The sequence below is a fragment of the Arcobacter sp. LA11 genome, from assembly GCF_001895145.1.
In the GTDB taxonomy this organism is placed as follows: domain Bacteria; phylum Campylobacterota; class Campylobacteria; order Campylobacterales; family Arcobacteraceae; genus Halarcobacter.
In genome coordinates, this window is sequence record NZ_BDIR01000005.1 from 1 (window position 1) to 12411 (window position 12411).

At 25.5% G+C, this 12411-nt stretch carries 11 protein-coding genes; 7 read left to right on the plus strand and 4 right to left on the minus strand.

Annotated elements, in window-relative coordinates; all coding sequences use genetic code 11:
* The 3 genes from BT997_RS05930 to BT997_RS05940 form a co-directional block, all read left to right on the plus strand.
* On the plus strand, window positions 1-1076 hold a 1076-nt coding region (locus BT997_RS05930), incomplete at its 5' end, for a tetratricopeptide repeat protein (protein ID WP_143145163.1).
* A complete protein-coding gene (locus BT997_RS05935; protein ID WP_072680538.1) occupies window positions 1069-3654 on the plus strand; it encodes a phospholipase effector Tle1 domain-containing protein in 2586 nt (861 codons plus the stop codon). The genes BT997_RS05930 and BT997_RS05935, both read left to right, overlap by 8 nt.
* Before the next feature lie 180 nt (window positions 3655-3834).
* Entirely contained in the window at window positions 3835-5937 is a 2103-nt protein-coding gene (locus BT997_RS05940) for a P-loop NTPase fold protein (protein WP_072680539.1), read from the plus strand.
* Between the two features lie 31 nt (window positions 5938-5968).
* On the opposite strand, the gene BT997_RS05945 is transcribed toward BT997_RS05940, so the two are convergent.
* Window positions 5969-6655, minus strand: coding sequence for a hypothetical protein (locus BT997_RS05945; RefSeq protein WP_072680540.1), 687 nt, complete (start codon window positions 6653-6655; stop codon window positions 5969-5971).
* Between the two features lie 157 nt (window positions 6656-6812).
* Between BT997_RS05945 and BT997_RS05950 the strand changes: the two genes are divergently transcribed.
* The 4 genes from BT997_RS05950 to BT997_RS05965 all read left to right on the plus strand — a co-directional run bounded on the left by BT997_RS05950 (window position 6813) and on the right by BT997_RS05965 (window position 9709).
* The gene (locus BT997_RS05950; RefSeq protein WP_072680541.1) at window positions 6813-7814 is read left to right on the plus strand and encodes a hypothetical protein; all 1002 of its coding nucleotides are present in this window, start codon (window positions 6813-6815) and stop codon (window positions 7812-7814) included.
* A gap of 15 nt (window positions 7815-7829) precedes the next feature.
* Complete coding sequence (locus BT997_RS05955) at window positions 7830-8240, plus strand: hypothetical protein (RefSeq protein ID WP_072680542.1); 411 nt, start codon at window positions 7830-7832, stop codon at window positions 8238-8240.
* A 111-nt stretch (window positions 8241-8351) separates the two neighbouring features.
* Entirely contained in the window at window positions 8352-9095 is a 744-nt protein-coding gene (locus BT997_RS05960) for a M23 family metallopeptidase (protein ID WP_072680543.1), read from the plus strand.
* An 11-nt stretch (window positions 9096-9106) separates the two neighbouring features.
* Entirely contained in the window at window positions 9107-9709 is a 603-nt protein-coding gene (locus BT997_RS05965; RefSeq protein ID WP_072680544.1) for a hypothetical protein, read from the plus strand.
* A 76-nt stretch (window positions 9710-9785) separates the two neighbouring features.
* Here the strand turns inward: BT997_RS05965 and cheB are convergent, their stop codons facing one another.
* From cheB to BT997_RS05980, 3 genes are read right to left on the minus strand one after another with little or no spacing between them, the layout of a single operon-like run.
* Window positions 9786-10865 (minus strand): chemotaxis-specific protein-glutamate methyltransferase CheB, encoded by a 1080-nt coding sequence (cheB, locus tag BT997_RS05970; RefSeq protein ID WP_072680545.1) that lies wholly within the window; start codon window positions 10863-10865, stop codon window positions 9786-9788.
* A 20-nt stretch (window positions 10866-10885) separates the two neighbouring features.
* The gene (locus BT997_RS05975) at window positions 10886-11566 is read right to left on the minus strand and encodes a chemotaxis protein CheD (protein ID WP_072680546.1); all 681 of its coding nucleotides are present in this window, start codon (window positions 11564-11566) and stop codon (window positions 10886-10888) included.
* Window positions 11563-12405 carry a protein-glutamate O-methyltransferase CheR gene (locus tag BT997_RS05980; protein WP_072680547.1) on the minus strand — a complete coding sequence of 281 codons (843 nt, stop codon included), beginning with the start codon at window positions 12403-12405 and terminating at the stop codon, window positions 11563-11565. The genes BT997_RS05975 and BT997_RS05980 overlap by 4 nt, the downstream gene beginning before the upstream one ends.
* Between the last annotated feature and the right edge of the window lie 6 nt (window positions 12406-12411).

Consider the following 12411-nt stretch of genomic DNA (forward strand, 5'->3'; position numbering starts at 1 on the left):
CAAAACAAGAGAATATAAAAGTAATAAAAACAAACTATAATATAGAAACTTGTAAGAAAGAGACTTACACACAAAAAGATTTAAAAGAGTATCAAAACCTTATAGAAAGTGGAGAAATTCAAGGATATAACTGTCTAGGTATTTATTATATAAAAACTACTAAAGATTATGAAAAAGCAGAAGAGTACTTTAAAAAAGGTATAAAAGCAGGAAGTGTAGAATCATACTATCAATTAGGAAGTTTATATTCTACTTTTATGGAAAAAGATTCTAAATATATAATTAGAGAGTATGAAAAAGCAGCTTCAAAAGGTCATACATTAGCTATGCATAACTTAGCAGTACAATACTACAATCAAGCAAAATTTGATGAAGCTATAAAATGGTATAGAAAATCCGCAGACAGTGGAGATAACTACTCACTAGAAGGTTTAGGTCATACTTATAGAATGAAAGGTGACTTAGAAAAAGCAAGAGAGACTTATCTAAAACTTGCGGTTGAAAGAAAAGATCCTCAAGGGTATAAAAATCTTGGTATCTTTTATAGTCAAAAAAATAGATATAAAGATTTAAAAAAATCAAAAAATTACTTTTTAAAATGTATAGAATATGGAGACAATGATTGTTATACAGCACTAGCCGCTGCAATATATGAAAAAGAGAAAGATTATACTAATGCAATAATATGGTATAAAAAAGGTTTTAAAGTGGGAACGAAAAGTTCTATAAATAGGTTAGGTTTTTTATATACTGATATATTAAAAGATTATGAGAAAGCTATATATTGGTTAAAAAAAGGTTATGAAGAACTTGATTATTTAGATGCTGCTTTTCTTTTAGCTTACTTATATGAAGAAAATTTAAAAGATTATCAGAAAGCAGTATATTGGTATAAGATTGGTCATAATAAAGGAGACCATAGTTCTACACAAAATTTAGGGTATCTATATGAAAAGCATTTAAAAGATTATAAAAATGCTGAAATTTGGTATAGAAAGTCTTTAAAAACTAAAAATTATAAAAAAGCAGAAAGAGGACTAAGAAGACTTAAAAAACTAGGAGTCTTAAGTGAGTAATTCTTGTAAAAAAGGTGCTGTATATTTTCAATACAATGAAGCTTTACACTTAGCAGAATTTCTTACAAAAAAAGGTAAGCCTTGTATTGATACAAATCGTACTAGATGGGTCTTTATAATCATAAATAAAAAAGAGACTGAAAGTTTATGTCCAAATGAAGATAATAAACAGAAAGTTTTAGAAGAAGTAGTTGATGAATACTCATCATATCTATTAAAAGCTGTAAAAAAAGAAGCAAATCCAAATAATCAAATACTAAAATTTTCAAACTTAAGAGGTTCAAATGAGATAGAAGTAGAAAAAAAACTATTAAAAACTCAATCCGCCTCATTATACGGTTCAAAATCATATGGAACTGTTCTAAAACAAAAAAAATATACTTATGCCTATAACAATGAGCTACCAGAAGATAAAAAGATAAACGATAAAGAGAAAACAACTTCTACTCTAGACTATACAAAACTAAGCTGTCAAAAAGTTTTAGATAAAGAACAAATGATATACAAACTAAATAATTCAAAAGAAGAAAACTCTAGTTATATCATAATCTCTATGCCTTATGTTTATAACTATAAAAAAGGCTCAAATGAAGAACTAGAAGTAACTACATATGAAAACAGAATATCAGCTTCATATATGCCAGAAATAAAAGTAGAATATGGAGTTTTCTTTGATGGTACAAAAAATAATATGTATAATATAGATTTTTATAGAAACTATAAAAAATTTTTAGAAAAGCCATGTAACTTTATCATCGATAATAAAGATAAAGATATAAAGAAATATAAAAAGAACACTCCAGAAGAATATTCTTCTATCCAAGAATACATAGCAGCAGACTCTAATCCTAAAAAAAATCAAAATATTATGGTTATGCTTCAAGAACAGATATTATCTCATGGTGTTAGATATTTTGATGAGAAATCAAATGAAATAAGTAAAAATGAGAAAAAAGAGAATAATAAATATGATGATTCAACTTTTTGGCAAGCAAAGATTTCAAATCATGCAGAAAAAGTATTTGATTATCTCTTAGATGTAAAAAACGACGATGAAGATAAACTAGGTCAAGACTCAGGACAAAATAAGTTTTTATATAAAAAAATCTTACCAGGGGATGATGGAGATGGCAGTTTTACAAATGGTGAAACAAATATAAATAGACTCTATAAACTATACAATGGAGATGATTTAAAAACATATACCGATTTAGCTCCCGTAACTAGATTTAAAGTATATGCCAGTGGTTCAGGTACTAGTGATGTATTTGAAAATGAAGATTATGATGCAGACTCAATTGTGGGATTAGGACTTGGAATAGGGGACACAGGTGTAAAAGCACATATCATTTATACTTGTCAAAAAATTGCAGACCAACTTAGAACGGCTTCTATTTTTAATATAGATGAACTTATATTTGATACTTTTGGTTTCTCAAGAGGAGCTGCAAGTGCTAGGCATTTTGTATGTTCAATTGTAGATAAATATGAGATTACAAAAGAAGAAGGCAAAAGAAAATATACTTTAGATACAAAAAATAAAGAAGATATTTTTGCATGCTTTTTTGAAAAAGAAGATGGATTATATACAAGAGTAGGGAATAAAGTATATTTTAATCCTCTAAGAGTAGATAAAAAACAAGTTGTAATAAATGCAGGAAGAACACAAAAAGTTGTAAAAAACCCATATTATAAAAAAGAAAAAATAAATATAGAATCTATCTCTTTTAGATTTGTAGGGATTTACGATACAGTTACTCACTATGGAGCAAAACAATCAAATGACCATAAAGACTTAAATATAGATTTTACAAAAAACAAAAATGATAAAAAATTTGGACATGTTACACATATGATGGCTGAAGATGAATATCGTTATAACTTTGATGCATACTCTATTTTTGAAACAAACTATAAATATCACCATCATACAAATGAAAAAGGAAACATCGAAGAATTTATTATCCCAGGAGCCCATGCTGATGTAGGAGGGGGATATAACGAAAAAGATGAACTTGTTTATTTAGGAAGAAGTGATTCTAATATAAATACTATTAAAAAGAAAATCAAATCTTGGAATAATAAATTTGTCTGGTTAGAAAATAATAATATAAAAGAGATATCAAATAAAGTTTATTTAAAAAAAGATGATTTAAAAGAAGAAAATGACGGTTTTTATATCACTTTCCAAAATATGTCAGAATTCAATATAAGCTCTTTTTATCATATTTATATGTATAAAAAAATGATTTCTAATAAATATGAACATGTTTGCCTAAAATTCATGCATGATAAAGCAATAAAAAACAAAGATAATTTAGAAGAAGTACCACTTAGTTCTCCAGATAAAATTTATAAATTTGACGGAACATTAAAAAAAGTATATGACAAAATAATAAGTCTTGAAAAAATTAATACTGATAAAGAATTATATAAAAAACTAAAAGATGATTATATTCATCATTCATCAAAAGTTGCAGATTTTGTAAATAAACCATCAATGGAAAATAAGTCTAAAGCATACTTTTATGGACAAAGAGTCGTTTATGGAATAACTGGAAATGTCTTTACAAATTAAAGTAAAAAACCTTTCTTTTATTTCGTATAAGTATTAAGATAGTTAAACTTTATACTAAATTATTTTTTTTATTACTTATGTGTTTTTTTGTTATAAATTTGCTTATTTTTTTAAAATTAAATAACTTTTTAACAAACTATCTGATATTATTTAGCAATTTTTTATAACAAAGGTAGTTATATGTCAAAAAGTATTAACTTAGACTTAAATTTGATTGCAGATGAAGCTATATCTGATTTAGAACATGATAGCTTAGATTTTAACGCTTATTCAGAAGTAATAACAGAAGCTATTCTAAAAACTCCTACTCCATTTACTGTTGGTATTTTCTCTGAAGCAGGGAAAGGTAAAACTTCATTAATGAAGTTTATTCAAAAACAAATTGCCTTGACAAAAAATGATGATGAAAAAATTATAAGTCTGTTTTTTAATGCATGGAAATTTGAAAATGATGAACATCCTTTATTAGATTTATGCAGTGCAGTAGAAAGAACTATTCAAAAAAACAGAAACAACTTTGATGAAGATGTAGTAGTAAATATTCTTGATTATATCAAATACTTAAAATATGCAGTTGCAAATATAAAAATTCAATTAGATACTATTAAAACCAATGAAACAACAGATAATATAGATGAGAACCTTGAAAAACATCTATTAAATCAAAGTACTTTTTTTCAAATATTTGAATTGCTAAAAGGTCTAGAGAAAATTTTAAATGAAGAAAACTTTAAAATTGTAATATTTATTGATGATTTAGATAAATGTTTACCAAAAAATGCAGTTAAACTATTAGAAAGTATTAATCTAGTACTTGATTTAAAAGGTCTTTCATTTGTATTAGCAGCAGATAGAGAGATACTAGAAAACTTTCTTGAAGATAGAAGAAAAAGTAAATTTGATGAAAATAGCGAACAATCAGGAAAAACTTACCTAGACAAGATGGTACAGTTGCCATTTTATCTTCCTTCTTACAATGGAAAGATATCTAATCTAATTGATAATATCTATGCTAAAACCAACACTAGTGATACATTAGAAGACTCAATTAAAAATGTTATTCTTTCAATTTCATCACTTGATAATATAACACCTAGATTTATTATAAGATTAATAAACAGAATAAAAGTTAGTTCTAAAATTTTTATGAAAATAAATCCAAATACTACACTAAAACATGATGTAATATACTCTTTATTTGCTATTTCTTGTACTCTTGAAGAGCTTTATAACGATATTTATCAAGTATTAGTTAAAAATGACCCTGTAGTTAAATATCTTATAAAAACAATACAACATGAAACATATATAAAAGAAGACTCTAGTCTTCATTTAAATATTAATAAAACACAAAAAGAACAGTTATTGCAGGTTTTAGAAAACGACTATGATGCATTAAGAATGATTTTTAGTACAGAGCAGGGTAAATATTGGTTAGAACATAGAAAGTTTAGAGTTGAAACATTTGAATTTCTACATTCAAACTCATTTGAAGAAGTATCAACAAGTACTCCTGTATATAAAACAGATTTTGAAGATACAATTGTTTTAATTGATGATAAAGATGTAAATGAAAAAGAATTTATAAAAATACCAAATCAGAATTTTGAAATGAGTAAATATGTTATAACTAATAAATGGTTCAATGAATTTATTGATTCAAATGGATATACTGAAACAAAATTTTGGACAGATATGGCATCTAAGATCTGGCTAATGAACAATAAAGTAAGCTCATTAGATGAAAAATATGAAGAAATGTTAGAAAAAGAAAAAAACTATTATAAGAAAAAATACAAACAAAACCTACTAAAAGAAAATTTCAATAAAGATTTACAACCTGTTGTTTATGTTACATATTATGAAGCAAAAGCCTTTTGTAACTATTTATCAAGCATTGATGATGAATATAATTATGACATTCCCTCAAAAGAACAATGGGACTATGTAGCAAGAGCAGGGGAAGAGGAAAGATTATTTCCATGGGGAAATACATGGAATAAAAACTATTGTAATAACTCATCTAATCAACTTCATAAAACTTCAGAAATAGGGGCTTTCCCACAAGGAAACTCTAAATTTGGTATAAGTGATATGGTTGGAAATGTTTGGTCTTGGACATCAAGTTTAGAGAAAAATGAATATAACTACTTAAAAGGTGGTTCATGGAACTTTGCTGATTCTTCATACTTTAAAGTATCAAATAATAAAATGACCTTTTTCAACAATCCAAGCTTTCAATACTATGATATTGGATTCTTTTGTATTAGAACAAAAAAATAAATACAAATAAACTAACTTTCCAAAACTTTATTTAATTTTGGAAAGTTTCTATTTTATCATTAACTTCTTTTATAATTTTAGACCAATCTTTTATAAAAGGTTTATAAGTAGTTTTCTTATCATCTTCTAAAGATAAATAAGTTCTAATATAACTTCTTTTTTTTGCAATTGAATCATGAATTATCTCATTACATTTAGATAACCCAAATACTTTTAATCTCTCAAAATGAGGGTATTTACTTTTGACTCTATTAAATGAAAAAATAGTATCTTTTAATCTATCTTCATCTACACCTGTTGTAACAAACAAAAGGTTTTTATTTAGTTCAAATAAATTACTTGCAGTAATTAAACAACCAGTATGATCAAGATATGGATTTTCACCAGTAGGCAAAATAATCAAGTTTGATCTCTTAATAAGTTGTAAAATTGTTTTATCGAGAACAAAACATCCTGCTAAATCTATAATAACAACTTTTGACTCTTTTAGTTTATCATCACTTTTAAAATCATAAGTTAAATAAGTGTTATCATAAAAATTCACATTTCCAGAAATAGCTGAACCTTGATCATTTGTTATGTATGGAATATTAAACTCTTTTGCTAAACCTAAAGACAATACTGACTTACCAATTCCACCTTTATATCCTGCTCCAAAAATAATAAATTTACCTTCTAAAGAGTTCAACAATAACTTATTAAGTTTAAAAAAATTCATCTATTTTCCTGCTTATCTAATAAAATATTTTATCCAATTATTTATGACTAAAGATTATACATAATTTATTTTAAACTAACTTTAACAATTATTCTGTAATAATACAAACGATTATTTATGAATCAGTTTAAAAATACACTATCAAGGGCTTTAAGACGTGAATTTTGAAAATTATAATAATATCTATAAAGAAATATTAGATGATGAAACAGGAGACTTGTCTGCAAACTATTTATTAAATAAATATGAAATAAAACATGAAGAAGAATTACTTAATATATTAAATCAAATTAAGAAAAATGAATATATAAGTAGCGATAATAAAATAATAAATAGATTAATCAATGAACTTGATGAAGATGATAATCTATTAGATATCAATGAAATCATAAATATAAAAGATAAAGTTATAAATGTCAATGAATTTGATCTACAAAATGAAGAGCCTGAAGAAAAAATAGATATAGAAACAGATGAAATTATAAAAGACAAATCAGAAAAAAGCCAAAATATCATCAATGAAACAACTAACAAGAAAAACTATTTTCTTTATATCATACCAATTGTATTGTTAGGTTTAGTATTATTCTTTTTTAATAGTTCAGAGGAAGAAAAAACAGAAAAAACTATGATAGTTAAAAATGAAAAAGTTATAGAAGAAGAGAAAAAAACTATAACTGCAGAACTAAAAGAAGAAAAAATATTAAGCACAGAAATAGAAGAGAAAAAAACTTCTATAGAAACTCCTGTAAAAAAAGTAGAAGAGGTTAGTGTTAAATTAACAAACGAAATAAAAGAAGATATAAAAGATAAAGATATAGATGAAACTGAAAAAGTAGTAAAAGAAAATGTAAGTAATGATATTGAAAACACCATAGAAAAAACTTCAAATTCTGAAGCTACACTAAATAAAATTGAAGAATCAACAAAAGAAATTTTATCAGAAAATAAAAGTACTATTAAACTTAAATCTTTAGATCAAATATCTAAATACGTAAAAAAATTAAAAGTAGAAGATAATAAATTATTGTTTGAAGGAAATTACTACTCTGAAAATAATGATTTATTTGGTTTTAAAATCTTTAAAATTACTCCATTATACGTAAAATTTGAAGATGAAAATAAAAATATTAGAAAAAGATTTTTAATTAAAAAATAATATTAAAGGAAATAAATGAAAAATTATATTTTTTTACTAGCATCAGTAATTATATTTGCAGGTTGTAATGCAAATAATCAACCACAACCAAAAGAGCAACCTGTTGTACAAGAAAAAGTTGTAGAAGAAAAAGTAGAAGAAAAAGAAGTAGTTAAAAAGAAAGTTGTTAAACAAAAAACGAAAAAAACTACTGGTACATACTATAGAATGGTTACAAAAAGTATTGAAGTATTTTCTTACAAGGGTCGATTAAGTACTGCTATTCAAATAGATGAAAAGAAACTAAAAAACCCATTTTATATTAAAGGTAATTTAATAAAAATTGAAAAAGTTTATGATTCATCTATAGGTGAGCAATATGGTAAAATTGCTGGTAAAAACTTATTAGTATCAATGGATGACCTTACAACTTATACAAAAAAATAATGAATATAGTGTAAATTTACACTATATTCCAAAAGCTAAAAACCAATTTGAAAGCCATATACAAAATTGCAAATAACTAATCTAATAAGTAAAAAAAATATACTCTTATTTTTGATAACATTTTGTATTCTTGGGGCATATATTATATACTTAAATATAAATATTTATAATTTAAAAGATACAATTAAAACAAAAGATGAACTTTATAAAATACAAATTAATAATAGAATTAATGAAATAAATCTTTTAAACGATCAATTAGTTGATTTACAGCAAATACTTAATATAGGACTTGATCTTTCAAAAAAAGATAATATTTATTTAAATACAAAACTAGGAGAAAAAGATAAAGAGTATATATTGAACTCTATTCCTAGTGGTTCTCCATTAGAAAGAACTTTTATTACTTCAAAATATGGTTATAGGATACATCCTCTTACTAAAAAAAGAAGACTTCATACAGGAGTAGACTTTAAAGCAAAAATAGGAACACATATATATTCTCCAGCAGATGGAGTAGTTATAAAAGCTAGAAACTTTGATCCAGGAGGATATGGTAAAATGATAACAATCGCACATAACTTTGGATTTAAAACACTTTATGGTCATATGAGTGATATATATGTAAAAGAAGGACAGATAATACAAAAAGGAACTCTCTTAGGTTTAACTGGTAATACAGGGCAGAGTAGTGGACCACATTTACATTATGAGGTAAAATTTGCAGAAAAATTTGTAGAACCCATAAATTTTGTTTATTGGAATAATAAAACATTTAATACTATTTTTACAAAAGATTTAAGCTTAGATTGGGAAAAATTAATTCTATTAGTAAAAGAAAGAAAAAATGATTAATAAGGGAAAAAATGTTTAACGAAAAAGATAAATATCAAAATATATTGACACAATTACATGAGTTAAATAGAAATATTGTATTAAATGAAAATGAAAAAATGGAACAAATAACGCAAAGAATTGAAAGTTTAGAAGAAAAAATAGAAAAATCATCTAATAATACAAACAAAAAGAATAATGATAAATTCTTTTTATCAATCATAATAATTACTTTATTTAATACACTTTTATTATTATTTATACTTTTTACATATAATACAGAAGAAGACTCTATTATAAAAGAAAATAATAAAGAGACTATTCAAATTGAAGAAAAACCTAAACTCAATGAAAAAGAAATTAATAAAACAACTATAGAAGAAAATACTAATAATGAAGATGTTTTATCTTTCAATGAAAAAAGCATTATCGCATTTGAAGAAGATGAAGAGTTTGTTGAAATTAAACCAATAATACGTAAAGGAACTCAATACAATTGTAAAGATGATGAAAACACATACAAAATCCCTTATACAGTAGAGATTAAAGGTAAGTTATATTCTGATAAATTTAAATTCATACTACAAGAAAATTCTGAAACTAAGGAATGTACAATATTAAAAGAATATATGTAATACATTATTCTTTTAATATATTAGTATTGAAAACTATAATTTTCAAACTTTTATGGACTGAACAAAAGAAGACCTCTTATCTTCTTTTATTGTTTGAAAACTCTATTATATACTTAGAAATATCATTTAAATGTATGATATCTTTAACTGCACCTTTTTTAATTGCTTTTGCAGGCATTCCAAAAACCACACAGCTCTCTTCATTTTGAGCAACAGTATATGCACCATTGTCATGTAATTCTTTCATTGCAATACTTCCATCATCTCCCATACCTGTCATCATTACAGCCATTGCTGCACCACCAACAGTATTGTTTACTGATCTAAATAAAACATCAACACTTGGTCTATGGTGACTAACTTTAACAGTATCTAGCAATTTTGTTTTATAATCTTTCCCACTAGCTTTTTCTATAGTTAAATGCATATTACCTGGAGCTAAATACGCATGTCCTTTTTCTAATATCATTCCATCTTGTGCTTCATGTACTGTAAGTGATGAATTATCATTTAATCTATCTGCAAATGATTTTGAAAAACCATAAGGTATATGCTGAGTAATTAATATAGGAGGAAGGTTATTTGTTAAACCCTTAAAGACCTTTAAGAGTGATTCAACACCACCAGTTGATGAACCTATTACAATAAGTTTCTTACCATTTAGCATCGAAGCTTCTAAAGGAATCACTTCATCTGGATGAACCTTTCTTTCGACCTCTATTGCCTTTTTAGAAATGACTTTTTTTGTTGCTTTTGGTTTTTTTAAAGTATATCTTTTAAGTAAAAAGGTAAGATTAAGTAAATTCTCTTTTATTCTTTCAGAAAAAGAGCTCATAGGTTCACCTGTCTCAGGTTTAGGAATAAAACCAACAGCACCATCATCAAAAATATCATTACCTCTTACACTTTCACCAGAAATAACAACTGCTGGCATAGGATGTAATCGCATAAGATTTCTTAAAAATGTTACACCATCCATTTTTGGCATATTTATATCTATCGTAACTAAATCAGGCTCATATTCTTTTATTTTTTCTCTAGCATCATATGCATCTATAGCTTCAGAAATAACTTCAAACTCATCAATACTATTAATCATATCTTTAATAATTCTTCTCATTGAAGGAGAATCATCTATTACTAAAACCGTATACATCTTTACCCTATTCTATTATATTAAAATAATTCAATTTCCATCTCTGGCTCTGCTGCAGGAGTATCATCACCAAATAAGTCAACACCACCAACATACTCTTTGATAACTGGTGCTTTTGTAATTTCTGTTTGTAATGCTTTTTCTTCATTAAGAATTTTATTATCTGTTTCACTCTTCTGAGTAACTTTTATAAATGTTTCAAAAGTATCAGCTAAAAGAATAAGTCGACCATGCTCACCTCTTGTGTGTTCACTTACTAATTTAAAACCTTCTGATTTACAAAAGTCTTTTGCAAACTCAACATTTCTATGTCCAATTGAATTTGAAGAAAGATTATTTAGTTGCATAATGTCTGCACCACCTGAAATTTTTGCACTCATATTTTCTTTACTACATCCAAGTTTATACATTTCATTTAACATTGCTTCTACAGAGTATAAACCATATTTCATATCATCATTTGTACTACTTGTTGAAGGTAATAAAAAATGATTCATTCCTTTAACTTTTTTAACATTATCATAAAACATAATAGCAACACAAGAACCTAATAGTGTTTTAAAAGCTATATTATCTATATCTTTACCAACAGCGAACTCTCCACCAATGATAGTGTGAGTATTATAACCTTTTGTTTTTTGCGTAAATCTTGAAATAGAAGCCTTTTCTATTCCACCATCTTTATGTCCAATTACAATCAATGTAATTCCTTTATTTTAATAAAAATATTTTGCCCTACTCTTTGTACATAATTTATTAAATCATGAGGATTTTCAGAATGTCCTATATATAAAGTACCACCCATTTTTAAATGTGAAAAAAGTTTTCTCAGTATTTTATTTTGATCTTCTGCAGAAAAATAAATTAATACGTTTCGACAAAAAATAACGTCAAAATAATTACTTTCAAAAGGATAAGAACTATCATTTAAATTATTTACTTGATAAGTAACCATTTTTTGCAATTCTGGCTTAACTTTTATTAGTATTTCTTCACTAGCTAGTGTCTTTTTAACTCTTTTTTTAAAATATTTTTGTGGTTTTATCCAATCAGGAAATTCTTTTGATGACTTTGAATATCTATATACTCCATTAGCAGCATATTGTAATACATTTGTATCTATATCCGTGGCTAAAATTGAAGCATTTATTCTCTTGCTTTGTTCTTCACTCGCTTCTAAAACTGTCATTGCCATAGAATAAGGTTCTTCTCCTGTAGAAGAAGCAGAACAATACATTTTTATATCTTGCCCAGATTTAGCAAATTCTGGTAAAACTCTATCTTTTAAATCTGTAAAATGAAAATCTTCTCTAAAAAAATGTGTTTTATTAGTAGTAAAAGAATTAATAAACTCCATTGTATGTGTACCATTCTCAATAGCAACAAGAAGTTCATCTATATCACCACTATATTTAGTATCACGTTTAAGTTTATGAAGTCTATTTGAAATCATAATATCTTTATTCTCTGCAAGTGTAATACCTGTCAAAGAATAAAGAAGAGATTTTACTTTTTCATGTAAAGCATTATTATCTAGCATATTATC

Excerpts from the sequence above, each read along its gene's own strand:
- BT997_RS05940 (WP_072680539.1), top strand. The coding sequence starts at position 3,835 with ATGTCAAAAAGTATTAACTTAGACTTAAATTTGATTGCAGATGAAGCT.
- BT997_RS05945 (WP_072680540.1), bottom strand. The coding sequence starts at position 6,655 with ATGAATTTTTTTAAACTTAATAAGTTATTGTTGAACTCTTTAGAAGGT.
- BT997_RS05955 (WP_072680542.1), top strand. The coding sequence starts at position 7,830 with ATGAAAAATTATATTTTTTTACTAGCATCAGTAATTATATTTGCAGGT.
- BT997_RS05965 (WP_072680544.1), top strand. The coding sequence starts at position 9,107 with ATGTTTAACGAAAAAGATAAATATCAAAATATATTGACACAATTACAT.
- cheB (WP_072680545.1), bottom strand. The coding sequence starts at position 10,865 with ATGTATACGGTTTTAGTAATAGATGATTCTCCTTCAATGAGAAGAATT.
- BT997_RS05980 (WP_072680547.1), bottom strand. The coding sequence starts at position 12,405 with ATGCTAGATAATAATGCTTTACATGAAAAAGTAAAATCTCTTCTTTAT.